A 24,226-nucleotide genomic window follows, 5' to 3' on the forward strand; every position below is an offset into this window, starting at 1 on the left:
GCCCCGCGCCCGGCGCCGAACCACATCTCGGCCTGGCCCAGGGTCTTGGCGCCGTTGTCGATCCAGTACGGGACCTCCTCCGGCAGGTCCACCGCGGCCCGCAGCAGACGCTCGAACGGGACCGCGTCCCAGCCGATCGTCTGACCGTGCACGACCGCGCCCTCACCGGCGTCGCGGGCCACGATGCCCGGCACACCCACACCGACGCCCAGGAGGCGGTCGGCCGGCACGTCCGCGGTCTGGAGCACCTCCGCGATGCCCTCCCGGAGGTGGGCGACGACGAGGTCCACGTCGTAGCGGGCCGTGCGAGGGCCCGAGCTGGACAACGGGCGTTCGGCGCGGGCGAGTTCGGCGAGGGTGAGGTCGAACAGCTCGATCCTGACGCGGGTCTCGCCGATGTCGACGCCGATCATGAAGCCGCTGGCGGGGGTGATCCGGACGAGGGTGCGGGGGCGGCCGCCGGCGGAGTCGATGCTTCCGGCCTCCTCGACCAGGCCCTCCGCGACGAGCTCGGCGACCACGTTGCTGACGGAACCCGAGCTGAGGCCGGTCGCGGGACCGAGCATGAGGCGGCTCATCGGGCCGTCGAAGTACAGCTTGCGCAGGACGGCGGTGCGGTTCTCGCGCCGCAGGTCACGCACCGTACGACCAGTTCTCGCGTGCACTTTGGTCCCCGTCTCTGAAGTCGTTCGTTGCAACATACCCGCACTACAAGCCTTGACGCGACCTTCTCATGGGGTTTAACTCACATCCTAAATTAAGCCGATGTGACGGCGAGGCTTCCAGACGCTCACCGCATCGGCGTCCCGTCGTCGTCCCCGAAGGGCCCACGAGCCATGCGCAGAGTCAGAGCCGCAGTCACCGGTGCCGTCACCCTCTCCCTCGTCCTCACCGCGACCGCCTGCGGCGGCGGTGGGGGGAGCGAGGCGTCGCCGAAGACCCTCACCTACTGGGCCACCAACCAGGGCTCCAGCCTCGAGGTCGACAAGAAGGTCCTGCAGCCCGAGCTCGACCGGTTCGAGAAGCAGACCGGGATCAAGGTCAAGCTGGAGGTGATCCCGTGGTCCGACCTGCTCAACCGGATCCTCGCCGCGACCACGTCCGGTCAGGGACCCGACATCCTCAACATCGGCAACACCTGGAGCGCCTCCCTCCAGTCCACCGGGGCGCTGCTCCCCTGGGACCAGAAGAACTTCGAGGCCATCGGCGGCAAGGGCCGCTTCGTCGACTCCGCGCTCGGCTCCACCGGCGTCCCGGGCAAGGACCCGGCCGCCGTTCCCCTCTACTCGATGGCGTACGCGCTCTACTACAACAAGAAGATGTTCAAGGACGCCGGCATAGCGAAGCCGCCGACCACCTGGGACGAGCTGATCGCCACCGGCAAGAAGATCAGCAAGGACGGCAAGTGGGGCATCGGCGTCGAGGGCTCCAACCTCTCGAACAACATCCACCAGGTCTTCGTCCTCGGCAAGCAGCACGGCGCCGACTTCTTCACCGCCGACGGCAAGCCGGACTTCACCTCCGACGGAGCCGTCGCCGCCGTCAAGCAGTACGTCGACCTCATGGCCGCGCAGAAGATCGTCGCGCCCGGCAACGCCGAGTACGCCCAGAACCAGTCCCTCAGCGACTTCGCCAAGAACAAGACCGGCATGGTGCTGTGGCAGACGCCGTCGCAGACCTTCGAGTCCCAGGGCATGACCCCGGAGGAGTGGGGCGTCGCCCCCGCGCCGGTCCCGTCCGGCAAGCCGGGCGCGGGCAAGCAGACCAACTCCATGGTCGCCGGCATCAACATGGCCGTCTTCAAGAACACCAAGAACCTCGACGGCGCGCTGAAGTTCGTGAAGTTCATGACCAGCGACGACGAGCAAATCCTCCTCAACAAGGCCTACGGCTCGGTGACGCCGGTCAAGTCCGCGCAGAACGACCCGGTCTTCGCCGACCCGTGGCTCGCCGTCATCCGCGACACCCTCGCCACCAGCGCCGCCGCCCTGCCGCAGGTCCCGGAGGAGTCGCAGTTCGAGACGGTCGTCGGCACCGCCGTCAAGGAGCTGTTCGCCGACGCCGCGGCGGGCCGCCCGGTCACCACGGACTCCGTGCGGGCCAAGCTCGAAAAGGCCCAGCAGCAGATGCCCAAGAAGTAGGCCGCCCCACCATGACCGAGACCGTCGTCACTCCCCCGAGTGAGCGGACGGTGCGCAAGGCCACACCCGGAGAGGCGCGCGCACCACGCCGCTCCGGGCGTCGCCTCATCGCACTGCCGTACCTTCTGCTCCTGCCCGCCCTGCTCCTCGAACTCCTCGTCCACCTCGCCCCGATGCTCATGGGCATCACCATGAGCTTCAAGGAACTCACCCAGTTCTACATCCGGAGCTGGGCCGACGCGCCCTGGTCGGGCCTCGACAACTACACCGTCTCGATCGACTTCGACGCCCCCGTCGGCCAGGCGCTCCTCAAGTCCTTCCTGACGACCTGCCAGTTCACCCTCCTCTCCGTGGGTCTTTGCTGGCTCCTCGGGACGGCCGCCGCGATCTTCCTCCAGGAGAACTTCCGGGGCCGCGGCATCCTCAGGACGCTTTTCCTCGTCCCGTACGCGCTGCCCGTCTACGCCGCCGTGATCACCTGGGCGTTCATGTTCCAGCGGGACAACGGCCTCATCAACCACGTCCTCCACGACCAGCTCGGCATCGGCGACAGTCCCGCCTTCTGGCTCATCGGGGACAACAGCTTCTGGGCCCTGCTCGTCGTCTCGGTGTGGAAGGGCTGGCCGTTCGCCTTCCTCACCGTCATGGCGGGGCTTCAGAACATCCCCCGCGACATGTACGAGGCGGCCTCGCTCGACGGGGCCGGCGTGTGGAAGCAGATCCGGCACATCACCCTGCCGTCACTGCGGTCCGTCAACCAGGTCCTCGTGCTCGTCCTCTTCCTCTGGACGTTCAACGACTTCAACACGCCGTTCGTGCTCTTCGGGAAGGCGGCGCCCGAAGCCGCCGACCTGATCTCCCTCCACATCTACCAGTCGTCCTTCCAGACGTGGAACTTCGGCACAGGCTCGGCCATGTCCGTGCTGCTCCTGCTCTTCCTCCTCGTCGTCACGGGCGTCTACCTCCTGCTCACCACCCGCGGAAGGAAGACCTCCGATGTCTAGCCACGCACAGGGGCGGGCGCTGCGGGGCACCCCGCGCTCCCCCATGGCCGCGCCGCGGTCGTTCCTCTGGACCCGGCGGATCTTCCTCACCCTGCTCACCGCGTTCGTGGTGCTGCCGGTGTACGTGATGATCTCCAGCTCGCTCAAGCCGCTGGCGGACGTGTCGGGGAAGTTCCAGTGGATCCCCACCGGGCTCACCCTCCGCCCGTACGTCGACATCTGGGAGACCGTCCCGCTCGCCGACTACTTCGTGAACTCGATCGTCGTCGCGGGCGCGGCCACGGTGTTCTCGGTGGTCGTCGCGATCTTCGCCGCGTACGCCGTCAGCCGCTACACCTTCCGCGGCAAGCGGGTCTTCACGGTGACGGTCCTCTCCACGCAGATGTTCCCCGGCATCCTCTTCCTGCTGCCGCTCTTCCTCATCTACGTGAACATCGGCAACGCCACCGGTATCGCCCTCTTCGGCTCCCGCGAAGGTCTGATCCTCACCTATCTGACCTTCTCGCTGCCGTTCTCCATCTGGATGCTGACCGGGTACTTCGACTCGATCCCCCGGGAACTCGACGAAGCAGCCAAGGTCGACGGGTGCGGGCCGATCAGCGCGCTGTTCCGGGTCATCGTCCCGGCCGCGTCCCCCGGCATCATCGCCGTCGCCGTGTACGCCTTCATGACCGCGTGGGGCGAGGTGCTCTTCGCCTCCGTCATGACCAACGACGCCACGCGGACCCTCGCCGTCGGTCTCCAGGGGTACGCCACCCAGAACGACGTCTACTGGAACCAGGTGATGGCGGCCTCCCTCGTGGTGAGCGTCCCCGTCGTCGTCGGCTTCCTGCTCCTCCAGCGCTATCTCGTCGCCGGCCTCACCGCGGGTGCGGTCAAGTGACGTCCCTCCCCGTACCGACGTCCCTCCCCGCACCGACGCCGCCCCTCTCCACACCGAACTCGAAGAGGTTCCCCGTGTCCGAATCCACCGACGCCGACTCCCTCACCCCGCTCGATCTGGAGGCCTTCCCTCCGGACTTCGCCTGGGGTACGGCGACCTCCGCCTATCAGATCGAGGGCGCCGTCGCCGAGGACGGCAGGGCCCCGTCCATCTGGGACACCTTCTCCCGCGTGCCCGGCGCGATCGACAACGGCGACCACGGCGACACCGCCTGCGACCACTACCACCGCTGGCCCGAGGACGTCGCCCTGATGAAGGGCCTCGGCACGGACGCCTACCGGCTGTCCGTCGCGTGGCCGCGCGTCGTCCCCGGCGGCGACGGGCCCGTCAACGCCGCCGGGCTCGACTTCTACGACCGGCTCGTCGACGGCCTTCTCGACGCCGGGATCACCCCGTCCGTCACCCTCTACCACTGGGACCTGCCGCAGGTCCTCCAGGACCGGGTCCGCGACAGCCACGGCGGCTGGACCGAGCGGGCCACCGCCGAGCACCTCGCCGCGTACGCCTCCGTCGTGGCCGAGCGCCTCGGTGACCGGGTCAGCCAGTGGGCCACCCTCAACGAGCCTCTCTGCTCGGGGTGGATCGGCCACCTGGAGGGCCGGATGGCCCCCGGTCTCACCGACATCACCGCCGCCGTGCGTGCCTCGTACCACCTTCTCCTCGGGCACGGCCTCGCCACCCAGGCGATCCGCGCCGCCGCCCCCGGCGCCCAGGTCGGTCTGGTGACCAACCACTCCACCGTCGAGGCCGCCTCCACCCGGCCCGAGGACATCGCCGCGGCTGCCCGTATGGACGGCCACACGAACCGCTGGTGGCTCGACCCGGTGTACGGGCGCGGCTTCCCCGCCGACATGCGCGAGCTGTACGGGGTGGAGCTGCCCGAGCGGGCCGGGGACGCGGAGACCATCGCGGCGCCGCTCGACTGGCACGGCCTCAACTACTACTTCCCGGTCACCGTCGCCGACGACCCGGCGGGCCCCGTCCCGTACGCCCGCGAGGTGCGCCTCCCCGAGGTGCCGCGGACCGGCATGGACTGGCAGATCGACGGAGGCGGCCTGGAGGCGCTCCTGCTGCGGCTCACCGAGGAGTACGGCGTACGGAAGCTGTACGTCACCGAGAACGGCTCGGCCTTCCCCGACACCGTCGGCCCCGACGGCGAGGTCCACGACCCGGAGCGCACCCGCTACCTGGAGGAGCACCTCGCGGCCTGTGCCCGTGCCGTGCGCAAGGGCGCCCCACTGGCCGGGTACTACGCCTGGTCGCTGCTGGACAACTTCGAGTGGGCCTACGGATACGACAAGCGCTTCGGCCTCGTCCACGTCGACTACGCCACCCAGCGCAGGACGGTGAAGACGAGCGGCCGTCGGTACGCGGACATCGTCCGCGCCCACCGGGAGGCGACCGCCGGCTGACCCCGTGACCCGACGTGAGCGCCGCCGGGGTGTCCTTTCGGACGCCCGGCGGCTCCGCGCTGTCGGCCGCGCCGCCGGCGAGGTCAGCTGACTCGCGTACCCGGCGAGGTCAGGCCGACTCGCGTACGACGAGGAGCGGCTCGAAGGTCTTCGAGGCCGGGTCGGAGCGGCCGCCGTCGAGCTGCTCGATCAGGAGGTCCGTCATGGCCGCGGCCATCCGCTCCACCGGCTGGCGCACGGTGGTCAGTTGCGGCTGGGCCTTCCGTGCGGCCATGGAGTCGTCGAAGCCCACGACGGCCACCGTGCCGGGGACGGCGACGCCCTGTTCGCGCAGGTACTGGCAGGCGCCCTGGGCCATCAGGTCGTTCGCGGCGAAGACCGCGTCGATGGCCGGGTGGTCCTTGAGGAGTCTGGCCATGGCGCGTCTGCCGCTGTCGACCGTGAAGCGGCCCCGTACGACGGGGACCGACGTCACGCCGTGGGCGGCGAGTGCCTCCCGGAAGGCGTCCAGGCGTTCGTCCGCCGTGGGGGCGGTGGCCGGTGCGGCGATGGTGGCGGGGCGCCGCCGGCCGGTGGCCCACAGGTGCTCGGCCGCCAGGCGGGCGCCCGCGGGGTTGTCGAGGTCGACGTAGGCGCACCGGTCGCCGACGCGGGGGCGGCCGAACAGCACGGTGGGGAGGCCCGCTGCCACCAGCATCGCCGGCAGCGGGTCGTCCGCGTCGAGCGGTACCACCAGGGCGCCGTCGGCGCCTCCCTGCCGTAGGTACTCGACGAGTTGGGTCCTGGCCTGTTCCGACTCGGCGACGAGCAGCACCGGTTGGATCGCGCGCTCCCGGAGGGCCGGCAGGACGCCGTCGACGATCCGGCCGAAGAAGGGGTCGGAGAACACCCTGGCGGCGAAGGCGCTGCCGGTCGCGGAGAGCACGAGGGCGACGGTTCCGGTGCGTCTGGTCACCAGGGAACGGGCGGCCTGGTTGGGCGTGTAGCCGGTGCGGGCGACGGCGTCGCGGACGGCCCGCTGGATGTCGGGGGCCACGTTCCGCACGCCGTTGACGACGCGGGACACCGTGGCGCGCGATACCCCCGCCTCGCGTGCGACGTCTTCCAGTGTCGGTCCTCGATTCCCCACCCGCGCACCTTAACGGTGCCGTGTGTCCGGTGGGAGGACGGTCCGAGGGATGACAGAAACCCTTGCGGTCGACACTTAATGAAAGTCAAAAGAAAAGCCGTGTCATACGCCTTGACCGTCAACTCGCCCCACAGGCAAGGTTTCGGAGAGCGCTCTCCCACGTTTCCCCCATGTATCCAGAGGAGCCCCATGTCTTCCGTCGGGTCCCCGCCGGCCTTCCGGCGCCCCGCCTCAGCCGTCCGACGGGCCACCGTCGGCGCGCTCGTCGCGTCGCTGGCCGGCAGCCTGCTCGCCCTGGCCCCCGCCACGACGGCGCACGCCGCCCCCACTCTGCTCTCGCAGGGGAAGACGGCCACCGCCTCCTCCACCGAGGGCCCCGCCTTCGCCGCGAGCGCCGCGGTCGACGGCAACCTCACCGGCACCCGCTGGGCCAGCTCGTGGCAGGACGCCCAGTGGCTCCAGGTCGACCTCGGCAAGAGCTCCACGCTCAGCCACGCCGTCCTGACCTGGGAAGGCGCCTACGGCAAGAGCTACCAGATCCAGTCCTCCGAGAACGGCACCGACTGGCGGACCGTCACCGCCGTCTCCGCCGGCGACGGAGGCACCGACGACGTCACCCTCTCGGGCACCGGTCGCTACATCCGGATGAACGGCCTCACCCGGGCCACCGGATACGGCTTCTCGCTCTGGGAGTTCCAGGTGTACGGCTCCACCGACGGCACCGGCCCGACCCTGCCCGGCGGCGGCGACCTCGGCCCCAACGTGCACGTCATGGACCCGTCCACGCCGGGCATCCAGGCCAAGCTGGACCAGGTCTTCCAGCAGCAGGAGTCGGCCCAGTTCGGTGCCGGCCGTCACGCCTTCCTCTTCAAGCCGGGTACGTACAACGGTCTCAACGCCCAGATCGGCTTCTACACCCAGATCGCCGGCCTCGGACTGCGCCCCGGCGACACCACCATCAACGGTGACGTGACCGTCGACGCGGGCTGGTTCAACGGCAACGCCACGCAGAACTTCTGGCGCGGCGCGGAGGGCCTGACCCTCAACCCGGTCAACGGCACCAACAGGTGGGCCGTCTCGCAGGCGTCCTCCTTCCGCCGTATGCACGTCAAGGGCGGTCTCAACCTCGCACCGAACGGCTACGGCTGGGCCAGCGGCGGCTACATCGCCGACTCGAAGATCGACGGCCAGGTCGGCAACTACTCCCAGCAGCAGTGGTACACCCGGGAGAGCTCCATCGGCGGCTGGTCCAACAGCGTGTGGAACCAGACCTTCTCGGGCGTCGAGGGCGCTCCGGCCACCTCCTTCCCCGAGCCCCGCTACACCACGCTCGACACCACTCCGATCTCCCGCGAGAAGCCGTACCTCTACCTGGACGGCAACGAGTACAAGGTGTTCGCGCCCGCCAAGCGGGTCAACGCCCGTGGCACCAGCTGGGCCGGCGGCAACCCGCAGGGCGAGTCCATCCCCCTGAGCCAGTTCTACGTCGTCAAGCCGGGCGCCACCGCCGCCACGATCAACCAGGCACTGGCCCAGGGCCTGCACCTGCTCTTCACCCCGGGCGTCTACCACGTCGACCAGAGCATCAACGTGAACCGGGCGAACACCATCGTGCTCGGCCTCGGCCTCGCCACGATCATCCCGGACAACGGCGTCACCGCGATGAAGGTCGCCGACGTCGACGGCGTCCGGCTCGCCGGCTTCCTGATCGACGCGGGACCGGTCAACTCGCCGACCCTGCTGGAGCTCGGACCGCAGAACTCCGGCGCAGACCACGCCGCCAACCCGACCACCGTGCAGGACGTCTACATCCGCATCGGCGGCGCCCACGTCGGCAAGGCCACCACCAGCATGGTCGTGAACAGTGACGACGCGATCATCGACCACACCTGGGTCTGGCGCGCCGACCACGGCGAGGGCTGGGGCTGGGAGACCAACCGCGCCGACTACGGCGTCCGTGTCAACGGCGACGACGTGCTCGCCACAGGCCTGTTCGTCGAGCACTTCAACAAGTACGACGTCGAGTGGTACGGCGAACGCGGCCGCACGATCTTCTACCAGAACGAGAAGGCGTACGACGCCCCCAACCAGGCCGCCATCCAGAACGGCACGACGAAGGGGTACGCCGCCTACCGCGTCGACGACTCGGTGAACACCCACGAGGCATGGGGCCTCGGCAGCTACTGCAACTACAACGTGGACCCGACCATCGTGCAGGACCACGGCTTCAAGGCACCCGTCAAGCCGGGCGTGAAGTTCCACAGCCTCCTGGTGGTCTCGCTCGGCGGAATGGGCCACTACAACCACGTCATCAACAACACCGGGGCGTCCACCATCCCCGCCGGCACCTCGACCGTGCCGTCCACGGTCGTGTCCTTCCCCTGACGGTCCCGCCGGGACGCGCCCTCTGTCCGGCGCGTCCCGGCCTCCCGCCCCTCTCCCTCCTCCCTCCAGGAGCCGCCATGACCACGATCACCCCCTCATCGAGACCACGGCACGCCCGCGCCCGCACCGCAGGCTCACTCGTCTCCCTCGGTGCCCTGCTCGCCACCTCCACCACCCTGCTGACCTCCGCGCCCGCCACCGCCGCGGAGACCCTCCTCTCCCAGGGGAAGCCCGCCACCGCCTCGTCGAGCGAGGGTGCCGCCTGGTCCGCGGCCGCGGCGGTCGACGGCGACCTCACCGGAACCCGCTGGGCGAGCCAGTGGACCGACTCCCAGTGGATCCAGGTCGACCTGGGCAGCAGCACGAACATCAGCCGCGTCGTCCTGAACTGGGAGGGCGCGTACGGCAAGGCGTACGACATCCAGCTCTCCGACAACGGGACCGACTGGCGCACCGTGAAGTCCGTGACCGCCGGCGACGGAGGCACCGACGAGCTCGCGGTCACCGGAACCGGCCGCTACGTCCGCCTCCAGGGCGTCACCCGTGGCACCGGCTACGGCTACTCCCTGTGGGAGTTCCGGGTGTACGGCGAGAGCGGCGGTACCAACCCGCCGCAGGGCGCCGTACGCGTGGCGGGCTCCCAGGGCAACTGGCAGCTGACGGTGGGCGGCCAGCCGTACACGGTCAAGGGCCTCACCTGGGGTCCGGCGATGGCCGACGCTCCCCGCTACATGCCGGACCTGAAGTCCATGGGTGTCAACACCGTCCGGACCTGGGGGACCGACGCCTCCAGCAAGGCCCTGCTCGACGCGGCGGCCGCCCACGGTCTCAAGGTGATGAACGGCTTCTGGCTCCAGCCGGGCGGTGGCCCCGGGTCCGGCGGCTGTGTGAACTACGTGACGGACACCGCGTACAAGAACACCATGCTCACCGAGTTCGCGAAGTGGGTCGAGACCTACAAGTCCCACCCGGCGACGCTCATGTGGAACGTCGGCAACGAGTCGGTCCTCGGTCTGCAGAACTGTTACGGCGGCACCGAGCTCGAGGCCCAGCGCAACGCGTACACGACCTTCGTCAACGACGTCGCCAAGAAGATCCACTCCATCGACCCCGACCACCCCGTGACCTCCACCGACGCGTGGACGGGTGCCTGGCCCTACTACAAGCGCAACGCCCCTGACCTCGACCTGTACTCGATGAACGCCTACGGCGACATCTGCGGGGTGCGCCAGGACTGGGTCGACGGCGGCTACAACAAGCCGTACATCATCACCGAGACGGGGAACGCCGGCGAGTGGGAGGTGCCCGACGACGTCAACGGCATCCCCGACGAGCCGACCGACGTCCAGAAGGCCGAGGGCTACACCAAGGCCTGGAACTGCATCACCGGACACCAGGGCGTGGCTCTCGGAGCGACGATGTTCCACTACGGCCTCGAGCACGACTTCGGCGGCGTCTGGTTCAACCTGCTGCCCGACGGCCTCAAGCGGCTTTCGTACTACGCGGTGAAGAAGGCCTACGCCGGGTCGACCGCGGGTGACAACACCCCGCCCGTCATCACGAACATGACGGTCTCCCCGGCGTCGCAGGCGCCGGCCGGCGGCGAGTTCACCGTCCGCGCCGACATCCGCGACCCCGAGAACGACCCCCTGACCCACAAGATCTTCCTCAGCGGCAACTACGCCAACGGCGACAAGCGGCTGATCGAGGCGAAGTGGCGCGCCACCGGCAACGGCACCTTCGCCGTCACCGCGCCCGAGAAGCTGGGCGTCTGGAAGGTGTACATCCAGTCCGAGGACGGCCGGGGCAACGCGGGCATCGAGACGAAGTCCGTCAAGGTCGTCGCCCCGCCCGTCGCCGGCACGAACATCGCCCTGAACAGGCCCGCCACCGCCTCCTCCGCCCAGGCCTCCTACGGCGACTGCCCCTGCCCCGCCTCCCACGCCACCGACGGCAACACCGCTACCCGCTGGGCCAGCGACTGGAGCGACCCGCAGTGGATCCAGGTGGACCTCGGCTCGGTCCGCGCCGTCAACCGGCTCCAGCTGGTCTGGGACCCGGCCTACGCCCGCGCCTACGAGGTCCAGGTCTCCGACAACGGCACCACCTGGCGCACGATCCACACCACCACCACGGGCAACGGCGACATCGACGCCATCGAGACGGGCACCACCGCCCGGTACGTCAAGCTCCAGCTCACCGCGCGCGGCACCGGCTGGGGCTACTCGCTCCACGAGTTCGGCGTCTACAGCTGACCCCCTGAGGAGAACGAGGAGTTCACGATGAGAATCCGCGGCCGGACCCTGTCCGCCTTACTGCTCGCCACCGCCCTGGGCGTCTCCGCCCTGACCGTCGACACCTACACCGCCGCCACGGCCCGCGGAGAGAGCCGGACGTCGGCCTCCGCGCCGGTCTCGGCCCACGGCGGCGGACACCCGGCGGGCGTCTCCCCCGTCGCCCACGTGATGGCCGCCTCCACCCAGGCGTCGGGCGACGACCCCGACGGAGACGGCTACATCCCGGCCGTACCCCAGGTCACCGGTGTCACCCCGTCCACGGCGACCCCGCCCCCGGCCTACCATCACGAGTTCCAGGCCGGCTGCTCCGTCACCCATACCGCGCCGGACGACCCGATCGTCTACCCGGGCCAGTTCGGCAAGTCCCACGACCACACGTTCATGGGCAACACGTCCACCAACGCCGCCAGCACCACCGGCTCGCTCTACGGAGGGCACACCACCTGCAAGGCGCCCGCGGACGCCTCCGCGTACTGGATGCCCTCGCTGTACAAGGGTGACCAGAAGATCCTGCCCGTCGGCCCGCAGGTCATCTACTACAAGGCGGGAGTGACCGACTACCGGAGCGTGCGGCCCTTCCCCAAGGGTCTGCGGTTCGTCGTCGGCAACCCCATGCAGAGCGCCCAGGAGTTCCGGGCCCACAAGGGGTTCGTCGAGGGCTGGGAATGCGGTGACAGCTTCTTCAACACCGACATCCCGGCGAGCTGCCCGAGCCGGCCCGACGTACAGCTCAACCTGCGTATGCAGGCCCCCAGTTGCTGGAACGGCCTGTACCTCGACACCCCCGACCACAAGAGCCACATGGCCTACCCGGTCGTCAAGCCCGGCACCAACGACAACATGTGCCCGGCCTCCCACCCCGTCGCCCTGCCGATGATCGAGTTCAAGATGGCGTGGCCGGTCAACGGCGACATGTCCCAGGTCCGCCTGGCCAGCGGCCGCGGCTACTCCTTCCACTACGACTTCTTCAACGCGTGGGAGGAGCGCACCCTCAAGGCCCTGGTCGACCACTGCGTCGTCGGCGGCCTGCAGTGCGACACCCGGGGCTTCGACCTGTACCGCCCCGAACGCGGTGCCGTGCTGAACGCGGACCACCGACTGCCCTGATCCGTCACGAGACCGCGGCCCGGACGCCCGTGAGGGCGCCCGGGCCGCTTCCCGTCCCCTTCCGACTCCCAGGAGCACCCATGTCCGCGCCCGCCCCGTCCGCCACCGCCCACCACGACGCGCTGATCGACCTCCTCCCGCCGCACTTCCGCTTCGGCGCCGCCACCTCCGCCTTCCAGATCGAGGGGGCCGTCGACGAGGACGGCCGTACGCCGTCCATCTGGGACACCTTCTGCCGTGTCCCCGGCGCTGTCGACAACGGCGACACCGGCGACGTGGCCTGCGACCACTACCACCGCATGCCCGAGGACGTGGCCCTGCTCTCCGCCCTCGGTCTGGACACGTACCGGTTCTCCGTCTCCTGGTCCCGTGTCCAGCCGCGCGGACGCGGCCCGGTCAACCCGGCCGGTATCGCTTTCTACGACCGTCTGGTCGACGAGCTCCTCGCGCACGGCGTCGACCCCTGGCTGACCCTCTATCACTGGGACCTGCCCCAGGAGCTCCAGGACGCCGGCGGTTGGCCCGCCCGCGACACCGCCTACCGCTTCGCCGACTACGCGGAGCTCGTCCACGAGCGGCTCGGCGACCGCGTCACCCACTGGACCACCCTCAACGAACCCTTCTGTTCGGCGGTCCTCGGCCATGTCGAAGGCGTCCACGCGCCCGGAGGTCGCTCCCTGGCCGACGGCGTGAACGCCGTGCACCACCTGCACCTGGCACACGGCCTCGCGGTCCAGCGGTTGCGCGCCGCCGCCCGCCGCCCCCTCGACCTGGCCGTCACGCACCTCCTCGGCACCAGCCGTCCCGCCACGGACAGCGCCGCCGATCACGAGGCCGCACGCCGGGCCGACGCGCTCGGGTTCCGCTTCTACCTCGACCCGATCCTGCTCGGCGCGTACCCCGAGGACCTCGTCGGGGACCTGGCCGCGCACTCCGTCGAGATCCCGGTCAGGGACGGCGACCTCGACATCATCGGCAGCCCCATCGACACCCTGGGCGTCAACTACTACCGCTCGATGCGCACCTCCGGAGTCGACGAGAACGGCGCCACCACCGATGCCCGGGGCATCCCCGTCACCCGCAACCTGCCGCACGGAGGCCTCCCGGTGACCTGCCTCGGCTGGGAGGTGATGCCGCACGACCTCACCGAGCTGCTGCTGCGCGTCTCCCGCGACTACCCCGGCATCCCGTTGGTCGTGACCGAGAACGGCGCCGCGTACGAGGACCGTCCCGACGCCCTCGGCTTCGTCGAGGACACCGAACGGACCGCCTACCTCGCCGCCCATCTGGCCGCCGTGGCCCGCGCCCGGACGGGCGGGGCGGACGTCCGGGGCTACTTCGCCTGGTCGCTCCTGGACAACTTCGAGTGGGCGTACGGCTACGACAAGCGCTTCGGTCTCGTGCGGGTCGACTACGCCACCCAGACCCGTACGCCCAAGCGCAGCGCCCTGTGGCTGCGCGACACCGCCCACCGGGTCCGCGGCAAATAAAGAAGTCGGCAGGCTCGTGTCCGGCTGTTAGCGTCGGTGCCATGAGTCTCGTCATCCACAACTGGCAGTCCGTACGCACCCGGTCGGCGTACTGACCGCGGTGCCGACCGTCGACGACGTCGACACCGGGTCCCACGTCCACTGTTCACCTCTGGATGACGAGGATCCTCATCATGCGCGCCAACTCGCGCCCCACCTTCGTGTTCGTGCACGGCGGCTCCAGCAACGCCCGGGCCTGGGGGCCGTTGCAGAACGAACTGGCCCTGCTCGGACACCGCTCGTACGCCGTCGACCTGCCCGGCCACGGCGACCACGCCGACGTGCCCGCCGCCTACTACCGCCAACCGCAGGACTCCGTGGCGCTGGCCACCGCCCCCTCCCCGATGAGCGGTGTGACCCTGCACGACAACGTCACGCATGTCGTCGGCGTCGTGCGGCGGATCGCCGCACACGGCCCGGTGGTCCTGGTCGGCAACAGCCTCGGTGGCCTGACGATCAGCGCCGTCGCGAACGCCGTGCCGGAACTGCTCCACCGGGTGGTCTACCTCTCCGCGCTCTGCCTCAGCGATCCGGCCATGCTCACCGAGCCGTGGGACGTCGTCGACGACGGCCTGCTCGACGCGGCGGCGGCCCGGATCGCCGTGCCGTCGGACGGGTCCGATCCCGGTCTCGTCCGGCTGAACTGGCGCGGCGCGCACGCCGATCCGGAGCTGTTCGCCGCGGTGAAGGAGGCCGTCATGGCCGACTCCACGGACCACCAGTTCCGGCTGCTCCTGGACTCCCTGGACCCGGACGAGAACCACTCGGTGATGGAATCGGCGGCGCTGGTCCGGGCCGATGGGTGGGGGCGTGTCCCGCACTCGTACGTCCGGCTCTCGGAGGACCGCAGCCTCACTCCGGCGGTGCAGGACCACATGATCCGCAAGGCGGACGCGGTGACGCCGCACAACCCGTTCGACGTCCACACCCTCGCCGCGTCACACGTCGGCTACTTCAGCCGGCCGCAACTCTTCGCCGACTTGTTGGACAGCCTCGTCTGACGTCGGGTAGGAGAGGAGCATGGACAGCTCACTCTGGCTCGTGGTGGCCGCCGTCGTCGCGCTCGTGATGGCGGGTTACGCGGCCGTTCTGCTCGTACGTGTCTTCCGGGCCCGCAGGCTGCTGGTGGACGCCGGTGTGCCGTTGCGGTCCAAGGCCCTGTTCTGGGCGGCCGTGGTGTACACGGTGTCGCCGGTCGACCTGATTCCCGATCCGGTCTACCTGGACGACATCGGCGTCCTCCTGGTGGCGCTGCGGGCCTTGCACGCGGCGGCCGCCAGGAGCGGCGTGGAGCGGGTGGAGCGTGAGGAGCTGCCCGGCTGACGTACTGCGTCCGACGGCACACGGGGCGGCTCCCGCACTCAGGTGCGGGAGCCGCCCCGGCTTGTCCGGGCTAGGGTCAGACGGGGCTCGGGCCGCCCCCGAACGGGCCGCCCGTCCGGTAGTACACGGCGATCTCCTCCCGGTACTGCTGGTCCGCGAGGTGCTTGTCGGAGTGGAACTCCGGCGCGTCCTTGATCTGCTCCTTGGTCAGGCCGATGTGCACCGAGTGGCCCTCCAGGTCGATGCGGGTCACCGTGCTCGCGGGGAGCAGCACCTCCTTGCCGAAGATCCACACCCCCGTGTCGACGACCAGGTAGGCGTCGTCGACCTCGTCGGAGTGCTTGTCGACCTTTCCGATGTGCCCGTCGGTGGCCTCCACCTTCCAGCCGGTCAGGTCGGTGCCCACCAGGTGGCCGAACGCCTGCCCGTAGGCCCACACGTTCTCCGCCATGTCGATCCCTCCTCCGCTTTCGGACGTTGTCCCGAGCCTCGTGGTACGGGCTCAGGAGGACCGCCTGCCCAGCGGACCGGAACCCACACCCCTCAGCCGGTCGTCGCGCCGGAGACCGCCGTGTCGACCGAGGCGTAGGTCACGCCGTGGTCGGCCAGGGCCTCCGCGACGACGCCGCCGGTCATGGTGAGGGCCAGGAGGAGGTGCTCGTCGCCGATCACGCGGTCCTTGCGGGCCAGCGCCACCCGGAGGGATTTCTCCAGGACGGTCTTGGCCTCGCGGGAGAAGGACGGGCGGCCCGACCACCAGCCGGCGTCCTTGCGGTCGCCCGCCAGCGCGCCCGTGCCGTGGGTCTCCTCGACCCGCGCCACGATCGCACCGAGGTCGATGCCGAGGTCCGCCAGGGCCTGCGCGTCGGCCCGGGACATTCCCGCCCGGCGCCGGGCTTCGGCGAGTGCGGCCACCAGGGAGGGGCGGCGGTCCGGCGGGCACAGCTGCCGCAGTGCGGCCGCCGCCGGGGTGTCCTCGCGGTCGAGCAGGGCCAGGAGCAGATGTTCCTGGGTGACGACGGTGGCGCCGGCGCGCTCCGCGTGCTCGGCCGCCCCCTTCACCACGGCACGTGCGGGTTTCGTGAACCGTTCGAACATCACTGCCTCCCGTACTTCTTGTGGACGGCCTGTCGGCTGACGCCCAGTTCGGTCGCGATCTCCTGCCACGACCAGCCCTGATTGCGCGCGCTGCGGACCTGGACGGCTTCCAGCTGTTCGAGGAGGCGCCGCAGGGCGGAGACGGCCCGCAGGCCGACCCGGGGGTCGCGGTCGCCCGCTCGTGCGGCGAGATCGGTCGCATCGGTCATGTAGTCAACCTACGTTGACAGCACGCCTCACGTCAACCTTTGTTGACAGCTGAAGTGTCGTCGCGTGTTTGCCGGGTGGCACGGCGGTGAGGCGGTCAGCAACGACCACGTCCCACTCATCGACTGGGGAGCCATGGAAAGCGTTGTTCGACTGGCGATCGTCCTCGGCGGCTCGGCGCTGCTGGCCCTCGCCGCCGGCCGCGCTGCGGACCTCTTCGCGAGGTACGCGGACGCGCGACACCCCCACACCCCGCTCTGGGGGCTGCTGCGGCGGTGCCGTACTCCGCTGTACCTCGTCCTCCTGACCGTCGTGTTCCGGTGGTCCTACCGCGCGACGCACTGGCCGCCGCTCCTGGACCACACCGCGGCGGTGGACCAGCTACTGCTGCTGTGCCTGATCGGCGGCGGCGCCTGGCTGGCCATACGGTTCGCCTCGGCCGTCGTGGAGTCCTCGTACGCCCGGTACGCCACGCGCGCGCGTGACGCCGCACGGCTGCGCCGCGTCCGTACGCAGGTGACGCTGATCACACGGGTGGTGTCGGTCGCCGTCGGGGTGGTCGCCGCCGCCTTCGCCCTCGTCACCTTCCCCACGTTCCGGGGGCTCGGCACCTCGCTGCTCGCCTCGGCCGGCATCATCGGCATCGTGGCGGGCGTGGCGGCGCAGTCGACGCTCGGGAATCTCTTCGCCGGTTTCCAGATCGCCTTCGGCGACATGGTCCGCATCGGTGACACGGTGGTCGTCGACGGGGAATGGGGCACCGTCGAGGAGGTCACCCTCACCTTCCTCACCGTCCGGACCTGGGACGAGCGCCGGGTCACCCTGCCCGTGTCGTACTTCACCTCCCGCCCGTTCGAGAACTGGACGCGCGGCGGCAACGAACTGACCGGCTCGGTGTTCGTCCACTGCGACCACTCCGCGCCCGTCGGGCTGATGCGCGCCCACCTGCGGGAGTTCCTCGACACCTGCTCCACCTGGGACGGCCGGGCGTGGGACCTCGCCGTCACCGACACCACCCCCACCGCCATCACCGTGCGCGCCATCGTGACCGCCAAGGACGCCGACGACCTGTGGACGACCCGCTGCGCCGTACGCGAGGACCTCGTCGGCTGGCTCAACCGGGAGCACCCCGGGGCGCTTCCCCGCATCATCACCGCGCTGGCGACCGACGACGCACCGCCGCGCTGACCGGGGCCGCGTCAGCCGCCCGTCCCGAACCGCACCCGGACCGTCAGGCCGCCGCCCTCCGCGTTGGGGGACGCCTCCGTCGTGGCGTCGTGGGCGCGGGCGATCGATTCGGCGATGGACAGGCCCAGGCCCGCGCCTTCGCCGGGGGTGTGGGCGCGGGCCGTGAGGCGGCGGAAGGGTTCGAAGAGGAGGGGGACGGTGTCGGGCGGGATCTCGGGGCCGGTGTTCGTCACCTCGATGCCGTCGGGGCCGGTACGGACCTCCACGCGGCCGTCGGGGACGTTGTGGCGTACGCCGTTCACGACCAGGTTGTGGACGAGCCGGTCGAGGAGCACCGCGTCGCCGTCGACGGTCAGCGGGGCGGCCCGGACGGTCAGCCTCACCCCGCGCTCCCGCGCCTCGGACGCCAGCGCGTGCACGGCCTCGCGGGCCACCTCGTGCACCGCCACCGGAGTGCGTTCCCGCAGCCCCTGGTCGGAGGCGGCGAGCAGGAGCAGGCCTTCGATGATCCGTTCGCTGTCGTCGGCGACCTCGATCAGTTTCGCCCGGATGCGGGCGACCTTCTCGGGGGGCGGATCCCCTGCGAGCCCGATCTCCGCCGCCGCCCGCTGCACGGCGACGGGGGTGCGCAGCTCGTGTGCCGCGTTCGCCGCGAACCGCTGTTGCGCGGAGACAAGACCCTCCATGCGGCCCAGCATCCCGTCGAAGGTGTCGGCGAGCCTCTTCAGCTCGCCCGGCGGTCCGTCGAGGGCGATCCGCTCGTGCAGGTTCTCGCCGGACAGCCGTCGGGCCGTCTCGGTGATCACGGACACCGGCCGGAGCACCCGCCCCGCCATCCACCAGGCGAGCGCGACCGAGAGGACCGCGTACGCGAGGAGGACGAGCAGCGAGACCGTCAGAAGCCGTTCCAAGGCCGCCGACTCCGCCGCGTCGCTCACCGTCCGGGTGATCGCGACCGCCTGGCCGGCGATCCGGCCGCCACCGGTCGGGGCGGGGCTCGCGGGGACCGGGCTGGCGGGCATGGCGGTCGGGAAACCCGTCGGGTACGGGGTCGGCAGGTCCCCGAGACGCTGCGCCGGTACGGCTCCGGTGATGGCGAGGCTGATCGACGAGTAGAGGCCCTCCTTCACGAGGAGGTACACGACTCCGGTCAGGAGCGCGCCGGCGAGGAGGAGGAGTCCGCCGTAGAGGGCGGTCAGCCGGGACCGCTCCCCCGTCATCAGTCGGAGCCGCTCAGTTGTCATCAGTCGGGGCCGCTCCCCTGTCGTCGGTCGGGGCCGCTTCCCTCTCGTCAACCGGGGCCGCTCCCCCGTCGTCAGCCGGGGCCTGGCCCCGGGCGTCCTCCGCTTCATGACGCGATCCGGTAGCCCGAGCCCGGCACCGTCTCCACGACCGGCGGCTCGCCGAGTTTCGCCCGCAGTTTGCTCAGCGTCACCCGTACCGCGTTCGTGCGGTAGCTGGTGTGCTCCTCCCAGACCTGTTCGATCAGGTCCTCGCCGCTGACGACCGCTCCCTCGGCCCGGAGCAGCGACTCGAGGACCGCGAACTCCTTCCGTGACAGGTGCAGGTGGCGCCCGTCCCGGCTGGCCTGGCGGCGGGCGGTGTCGAGGACGATCCCGGACCGTTCCAGTACGGGCGGCAGCGCGGGCCGGGCGCGGCGGCCGAGCGCCAGGACGCGGGCGAGCAGCTCGTCGTACGCGAAGGGCTTGGTCAGGTAGTCGTCGGCGCCGAGGCCGAGGCCCTCCACCCGGTCCCGTACGGTGCCCGACGCCGTCAGCATCAGGACCCGCGTCATCAGGCGCTGCTCGACGACGCGGCGGCACACGTCGTCGCCGTGCATCCCCGGCAGGTCGCGGTCCAGGACCAGGACGTCGTACTCGCCCAGCCGCAGCTTCCGCAGGGCTTCGAGGCCGTCGGCCGCGACGTCCACGGCGAGCGCGTCGCGGCGCAGCCCCTCGGCGATCATCTCGGCGAGAAACGCCTCGTCCTCCACCACCAGTACACGCATGTCCCCTGTGTATCCGAGAGGGACCTTTCGCCGGTGTAAACGAAACCGCTGAGGGAAACGAAACATCCCTTCGCGGCACGCTCCACGCCATGACGATTCGACGGATCACCCGGGCCGCCGCCGCCACTTCCCTGGCCGCCGCCCTTTCCCTTCTCACCGCCGCCTGCTCCGGCTCGGACCCCGGTTCCTCCGGGAGCGGGAAGAGCGACGGGAGTGTGAGCGAGGAGGGCAAGAAGGCCGACCAGGCCTTCGAGCACCGCACGTGCCTGCGCGAGCAGGGCCTCGACGTGCCCGAGCCCAAGCCGGGCGAGCAGGGCGTCGGGCTCACCATCGGCGGCGACGGCATGTCGAAGGAGAAGATGGAGAAGGCGTTCAAGGCCTGCCAGGGCAAGGCGGGCGGCGCCGGGTTCGGCAAGGAGCCGACGCAGGCCGAGAAGGACAAGGCGCTCGCGTACGCGAAGTGCATGCGGGAGAACGGCTTCAACATGCCCGACCCGAAGTTCGACGGGGGCGCGCAGCCGGCGATGCGGATGCCGCAGGGGCCGGAGAAGCAGAAGTTCGACAAGGCCGCCAAGGCCTGCGAGGGCGTGGCCCGATGAGCGGCGGCGGGGAGCGCCCGATGGCCCGGCGCCGGCTGGTCCTCGCCCTCGCGGCGATCGTCGCCGTCGCGGGCGGCGGCGCCGCCGTCACCGCCGTGTCCGCGCCCGACAAGACGCAGGACGGGAAGGGTGGCTCCGCCGGCTCCGAGGGGCTGCCGCGCGCGACGGCCCCCGTCACCCGGGGCGACCTCAGCGACAGCTCCCAGCAGGACGGCACGCTCGGGTATCTGGGCGAGCGGAAGATCAACGCGGGGCCGGCCGGAGTCCTCACCTGGGTCGCGGCCCCGGGCTCGGTCGTGGAGCGGGACGAGCGGCTGTACGAGGTCGAGGGCGCCCCGGTCCGGCTGATGTACGGCGCGGAGCCCATGTACCGGACGCTGAAGAAGGGGGACAAGGGCAAGGACGTGCGCCAGTTGGAGGAGAACCTCGCCGCCCTCGGGTACGTCGGCTTCGACGTCGACGAGGAGTACACGGCGAAGACGGCGGCCGCCGTCGAACGGTGGCAGAAGTCCCACGACCTGAAGCAGACGGGCACGGTCGGTCCGGACCGGATCGCGTTCGCGGGCAGTGCCGTACGGGTCAAGGAGGCGGCTGCCGCGCCGGGCGACCGGACCGCGCCGGGGGGTCCTGTGCTCACCGTGACCGGCTCCGAGCGGGTCGTGCGCTTCGACATACCCGTGTCGGAGGCGGCGTCGGCGCGGGTCGGGACGCGGGTGAAGGTGCGGCTGCCGGACGGTACGGACCTGCCGGGGAAGGTGTCGGCGGTGGGGAAGACCGCGTCGGCGGGCGACGACCCGCAGGACACGACGCCGAAGGTGCCCGTCACGGTCTCCTTCGACGAGCCGGGGAAGGTCGGGGGCATCGACCAGTCCCCGGTCACCGTCGACCTCACCGGTGAGACACGCCGGGACGTCCTGTCCGTCCCCGTCAACGCGCTGCTCGCGCTGCCCGGCGGCGGGTTCGGCGTCCAGGTCGTCGAGAAGGGCACGGTCCGGGACGTGGAGGTCGAGCTCGGCATGTTCGGACAGGGCCGGGTCGAGGTCAGCGGCGCCGGACTGCGCGAGGGCATGAAGGTCGGGGTGCCGTCCGCATGAGCACGGTGGTGCGGCTCTCCGGAGTCACCAAGGAGTACGCGGGCGGGGTCCGCGCCCTCGACGGCGTCGATCTCGATGTCGCGGAAGGGGAGTTGCTGGGGATCGTCGGGCCGTCCGGATCGGGCAAGTCGACGCTGCTGCACATCGTCGGCACCCTGGACCGGCCCAGTGCCGGGACGGTCGAGATCGCCGGGCACGACATCGCCTCGCTCTCGGACCGCAGGCTGTCGGCGCTGCGGGCCCGGCGTATCGGCTTCGTCTTCCAGGCCTTCCATCTGGTGCCGGGTGTGGGGGCCCTCGAGAACGTGGCCGAGGGGCTGCTGTACTCAGGGCTGCCCCGGGCCCGGCGGCGGACGATGGCCGCCGAGGCGCTGGCCCGGGTGGGGCTCGCCGACCGGATGAGGCACCGGCCGCACGAGCTGTCGGGCGGGCAGAAGCAGCGGGTCGCCATCGCGCGGGCGGTGGTCGGCGAACCGGCCCTGCTGCTGGCCGACGAGCCGACGGGGGCGCTGGACTCGGCCTCCGGTGAGGCGGTGATGGAGCTCCTGCGCGAACTGAACACCGAGGGAGCGACGATCGCCGTCATCACGCACGACACGGAGATCGCGGGACGGCTGCCGCGGCAGGTCCGGATCCGTGACGGGCGTGTGGTGGCGGACACGGCTCGTGGAAAGGTCGCGGCATGAGGTCCCGTACACGCGCCTCGCTGAGGGCCGCCAGGCTCGGCCCGCGCGATGTCCTCCACGTCGGCTCCGCCGGGCTGCGGAGCCGGCCCGTACGGGTCGTGCTTTCGGCGCTCGGCATCGCCATCGGGATCGCCACGATGATCGCCGTGGTGGGCATCTCGGCCTCCAGCCAGGCGCAGTTGCTCCGGCAGCTCGACGCGCTCGGCACGAACATGCTGGTCGCCAAGCCGGGCGAGGGCATGTTCAGCGGGCAGGAGGTCAAGCTGCCGAAGGACGCGGTGGGCATGGTCGGCCGGATCGCGGGGGTCGAGGAGGCCGCCGGGACCGGCGACCTCAAGAGTTCGGTGCGCCGCTCGGAGAAGATCCCGGAGGGCGAGACCGGCGGGATCGCGGTGAAGGCGGCCACGGAGCGGCTCCTCGACGTGCTGCGCGGCGGTACGGCCTCCGGTACGTGGCTGAACGCCGCCAACGGCCGCTATCCGTCCGTGGTCCTCGGCCATGTCGCGGCCGAGCGCCTCGGCATCACGCGGCCGGGGCAGCAGGTGTGGATCGACGACCGGTACTTCACGGTCATCGGTGTCCTCGCCCCGCTGCCGCTCGCCCCGGAGATCGAGCGCTCCGCGCTGGTCGGGTGGGAGGGCGCGGAGCGGCTGCTGGGCTTCGACGGCCATCCGACGGCGGTGTACGAGCGGTCCACGGACGCGTCCGTACGGGACGTCCAGCGGCTCCTCGCGCCGACGATCGACCCGCGCAACCCGCAGAACGTGTCGGTCGGTGACCCGTCCTCGGCGCTCAAGGCCAAGGCGGCGACGGAGGGCGCGTTCTCCACGCTGCTCCTCGGTCTCGGCGGGATCGCGCTCCTGGTGGGCGGGGTCGGCGTCGCCAACACCATGATCATCTCGGTGCTCGAACGCCGGCACGAGATCGGTCTGCGCCGGTCCCTCGGTGCGACCCGGGGCCAGATCAGGATCCAGTTCGTGACGGAGTCCCTGATGCTGTCGGGCCTCGGCGGCCTTGCGGGAGTGGCCCTCGGCGGGGCGGCGACGGGCGTGTACGCGTCCACGGGCGGGCTGCCCTGGGTCGTACCGCTGTGGGCGGTGGGCGGCGGGTTCGCCGCGACGCTCGCGATCGGCACGGTCGCGGGGCTCTATCCTGCGGTCCGGGCGTCACGGCTGTCACCGACGCTGGCGTTGGCGGCGGCATAGGGGCAGCGTAGGGGAGGGCGTAATCCGGTCGCCCGGGCCGGGGCGGGCCTGGCAGGGTGTCGCTCATGAGTTCCGAGAGCGCGCGCCCCGGACCGGAGCGTCACCTCGACAACGGCACGTGGCTCGCCTGGTTCACCGGGCGGGTGCACGTGGTGTGCCCGAGGTGCGGTGGCCGGGCGCTCGTCGTGGCCCGCCCCGATGTCGCGGCGCCGGAGTATTTCAGCGCTCGGCACTTCCTGCCTCGGCGCCTCGTCTGCGCCGGCTGCGGTGCGCTCGCCGAGTGGACGGCCGAGCAGCGGGAATCCGCGTTGGTCGGTGCGGTGCCCGGCGGGACCGAGGACCCCTTCTTCCGGCGGCCGCTCTGGCTGCAGACCCGATGCGCGGGGCGGATCCTGTGGGCCTACGACGAGGAGCACGTCGACGCTCTCGCCGCCTACGTGGGCGCCCGGCTGCGCGAGCGTAACGCCTCCCCGACGCTGTCGATGTTCGCCCGGCTGCCCGTCTGGATGAAGACCGCGGACCACCGCGACGAGGTACTGGCCGGCCTGGCGACGCTCCGGGCCCTGGCGGGGCGCACGGCGCCCGCCGATCGCTCCGACGCGGCCCACGAGCATGGTTACCGCCCGCGCCACCACGGCAGCCTCCTGTTCCGCGGCGGCCCGTACTAGAGAGCTTGTCCGGTGCCGATCCCCGCACGTGACAGGGACCACACGGACAACGGTTGGTGAGACGGGAGCAACTGGGTTCCGAACAGCGGCAGTAGAACGTTAGCGCGACGCCAGTGGGACGTGAGTCGCGCACGGGAAACTGGGCGGGACCAAGTGCGGCCGACCGGTGCGTCGGCCGCTGATCAGTAGACCTCGGGGGCTCA

At 70.9% G+C, this 24,226-nt stretch carries 23 protein-coding genes; 16 read left to right on the forward strand and 7 right to left on the reverse strand.

All coding sequences use genetic code 11. The annotated features are described in order from the left end of the window. Window positions 1-665, reverse strand: a 665-nt coding sequence (locus ACIRB7_RS12265) for an ROK family protein (protein WP_403596251.1), incomplete at its 3' end; no start/stop codon positions are given. Between the two features lie 171 nt (window positions 666-836). Here ACIRB7_RS12265 and ACIRB7_RS12270 point away from each other — a divergent pair. The 4 genes from ACIRB7_RS12270 (at window position 837) to ACIRB7_RS12285 (ending at window position 5,500) form a co-directional block, all read left to right on the forward strand. Continuing rightward, complete coding sequence (locus ACIRB7_RS12270; RefSeq protein WP_403596254.1) at window positions 837-2,141, forward strand: ABC transporter substrate-binding protein; 1,305 nt, start codon at window positions 837-839, stop codon at window positions 2,139-2,141. Between the two features lie 11 nt (window positions 2,142-2,152). Next, entirely contained in the window at window positions 2,153-3,145 is a 993-nt protein-coding gene (locus tag ACIRB7_RS12275; RefSeq protein ID WP_403596256.1) for a carbohydrate ABC transporter permease, read from the forward strand. A 43-nt stretch (window positions 3,146-3,188) separates the two neighbouring features. Beyond that, entirely contained in the window at window positions 3,189-4,028 is an 840-nt protein-coding gene (locus ACIRB7_RS12280; RefSeq protein WP_403597643.1) for a carbohydrate ABC transporter permease, read from the forward strand. Between the two features lie 74 nt (window positions 4,029-4,102). Then, entirely contained in the window at window positions 4,103-5,500 is a 1,398-nt protein-coding gene (locus ACIRB7_RS12285) for a GH1 family beta-glucosidase (RefSeq protein WP_403596259.1), read from the forward strand. Window positions 5,501-5,609: 109 nt separating this feature from the next. On the opposite strand, the gene ACIRB7_RS12290 is transcribed toward ACIRB7_RS12285, so the two are convergent. Then, window positions 5,610-6,629 (reverse strand): LacI family DNA-binding transcriptional regulator, encoded by a 1,020-nt coding sequence (locus ACIRB7_RS12290; RefSeq protein ID WP_403596261.1) that lies wholly within the window; start codon window positions 6,627-6,629, stop codon window positions 5,610-5,612. Between the two features lie 189 nt (window positions 6,630-6,818). On the opposite strand from ACIRB7_RS12290, the gene ACIRB7_RS12295 reads away from it, so the two are divergent. From ACIRB7_RS12295 to ACIRB7_RS12320, 6 genes are all read left to right on the forward strand, one after another. Continuing rightward, window positions 6,819-9,014: a discoidin domain-containing protein gene (locus ACIRB7_RS12295; protein ID WP_403596263.1), complete on the forward strand. Its 2,196-nt coding sequence runs from the start codon at window positions 6,819-6,821 to the stop codon at window positions 9,012-9,014. Window positions 9,015-9,091: 77 nt separating this feature from the next. Next, window positions 9,092-11,269 carry a discoidin domain-containing protein gene (locus tag ACIRB7_RS12300; protein WP_403596266.1) on the forward strand — a complete coding sequence of 726 codons (2,178 nt, stop codon included), beginning with the start codon at window positions 9,092-9,094 and terminating at the stop codon, window positions 11,267-11,269. A 27-nt stretch (window positions 11,270-11,296) separates the two neighbouring features. Further along, entirely contained in the window at window positions 11,297-12,418 is a 1,122-nt protein-coding gene (locus ACIRB7_RS12305) for a DUF1996 domain-containing protein (RefSeq protein WP_403596269.1), read from the forward strand. Between the two features lie 80 nt (window positions 12,419-12,498). Then, window positions 12,499-13,908, forward strand: coding sequence for a GH1 family beta-glucosidase (locus tag ACIRB7_RS12310; RefSeq protein ID WP_403596271.1), 1,410 nt, complete (start codon window positions 12,499-12,501; stop codon window positions 13,906-13,908). Window positions 13,909-14,081: 173 nt separating this feature from the next. Further along, window positions 14,082-14,948: an alpha/beta hydrolase gene (locus ACIRB7_RS12315; protein ID WP_403596274.1), complete on the forward strand. Its 867-nt coding sequence runs from the start codon at window positions 14,082-14,084 to the stop codon at window positions 14,946-14,948. A 19-nt stretch (window positions 14,949-14,967) separates the two neighbouring features. Continuing rightward, window positions 14,968-15,270: a YkvA family protein gene (locus ACIRB7_RS12320; protein ID WP_403596277.1), complete on the forward strand. Its 303-nt coding sequence runs from the start codon at window positions 14,968-14,970 to the stop codon at window positions 15,268-15,270. Between the two features lie 76 nt (window positions 15,271-15,346). Here ACIRB7_RS12320 and ACIRB7_RS12325 read toward each other — a convergent pair whose 3' ends face one another. The 3 genes from ACIRB7_RS12325 to ACIRB7_RS12335 all read right to left on the reverse strand — a co-directional run bounded on the left by ACIRB7_RS12325 (window position 15,347) and on the right by ACIRB7_RS12335 (window position 16,577). Further along, window positions 15,347-15,721 carry a PRC-barrel domain containing protein gene (locus tag ACIRB7_RS12325; RefSeq protein ID WP_351219871.1) on the reverse strand — a complete coding sequence of 125 codons (375 nt, stop codon included), beginning with the start codon at window positions 15,719-15,721 and terminating at the stop codon, window positions 15,347-15,349. A 92-nt stretch (window positions 15,722-15,813) separates the two neighbouring features. Beyond that, window positions 15,814-16,368, reverse strand: coding sequence for a Clp protease N-terminal domain-containing protein (locus ACIRB7_RS12330; RefSeq protein ID WP_403596280.1), 555 nt, complete (start codon window positions 16,366-16,368; stop codon window positions 15,814-15,816). Further along, window positions 16,368-16,577, reverse strand: coding sequence for a helix-turn-helix domain-containing protein (locus tag ACIRB7_RS12335; RefSeq protein WP_030315760.1), 210 nt, complete (start codon window positions 16,575-16,577; stop codon window positions 16,368-16,370). The genes ACIRB7_RS12330 and ACIRB7_RS12335 overlap by 1 nt, the downstream gene beginning before the upstream one ends. Window positions 16,578-16,710: 133 nt before the next feature. On the opposite strand from ACIRB7_RS12335, the gene ACIRB7_RS12340 reads away from it, so the two are divergent. Beyond that, window positions 16,711-17,763, forward strand: a complete 1,053-nt coding sequence (locus ACIRB7_RS12340) for a mechanosensitive ion channel family protein (protein WP_403596283.1) — start codon at window positions 16,711-16,713, stop codon at window positions 17,761-17,763. A gap of 11 nt (window positions 17,764-17,774) precedes the next feature. Here the strand turns inward: ACIRB7_RS12340 and ACIRB7_RS12345 are convergent, their stop codons facing one another. Beyond that, window positions 17,775-18,983, reverse strand: a complete 1,209-nt coding sequence (locus ACIRB7_RS12345; protein WP_403597646.1) for a sensor histidine kinase — start codon at window positions 18,981-18,983, stop codon at window positions 17,775-17,777. 128 nt (window positions 18,984-19,111) lie between these two features. Further along, a complete protein-coding gene (locus ACIRB7_RS12350; RefSeq protein ID WP_403596286.1) occupies window positions 19,112-19,771 on the reverse strand; it encodes a response regulator transcription factor in 660 nt (219 codons plus the stop codon). An 89-nt stretch (window positions 19,772-19,860) separates the two neighbouring features. Here ACIRB7_RS12350 and ACIRB7_RS12355 point away from each other — a divergent pair, with 89 nt between their 5' ends. From ACIRB7_RS12355 to ACIRB7_RS12375, 5 genes are all read left to right on the forward strand, one after another. Then, window positions 19,861-20,370, forward strand: coding sequence for a hypothetical protein (locus ACIRB7_RS12355; RefSeq protein ID WP_403596288.1), 510 nt, complete (start codon window positions 19,861-19,863; stop codon window positions 20,368-20,370). Between the two features lie 20 nt (window positions 20,371-20,390). Further along, on the forward strand, window positions 20,391-21,464 hold the full coding sequence (locus tag ACIRB7_RS12360; protein WP_403596291.1) for an efflux RND transporter periplasmic adaptor subunit: 1,074 nt from the start codon (window positions 20,391-20,393) through the stop codon (window positions 21,462-21,464). Then, the gene (locus ACIRB7_RS12365) at window positions 21,461-22,150 is read left to right on the forward strand and encodes an ABC transporter ATP-binding protein (protein ID WP_403596294.1); all 690 of its coding nucleotides are present in this window, start codon (window positions 21,461-21,463) and stop codon (window positions 22,148-22,150) included. The genes ACIRB7_RS12360 and ACIRB7_RS12365 overlap by 4 nt, the downstream gene beginning before the upstream one ends. Beyond that, on the forward strand, window positions 22,147-23,355 hold the full coding sequence (locus ACIRB7_RS12370; RefSeq protein WP_403596297.1) for an ABC transporter permease: 1,209 nt from the start codon (window positions 22,147-22,149) through the stop codon (window positions 23,353-23,355). The genes ACIRB7_RS12365 and ACIRB7_RS12370 overlap by 4 nt, the downstream gene beginning before the upstream one ends. 65 nt (window positions 23,356-23,420) lie before the next feature. After that, window positions 23,421-24,023: a hypothetical protein gene (locus ACIRB7_RS12375; RefSeq protein ID WP_403596300.1), complete on the forward strand. Its 603-nt coding sequence runs from the start codon at window positions 23,421-23,423 to the stop codon at window positions 24,021-24,023. Window positions 24,024-24,226 lie beyond the last annotated feature (203 nt).

Source organism: Streptomyces sp. NPDC093795, from assembly GCF_044764665.1.
Classification (GTDB): domain Bacteria; phylum Actinomycetota; class Actinomycetes; order Streptomycetales; family Streptomycetaceae; genus Streptomyces.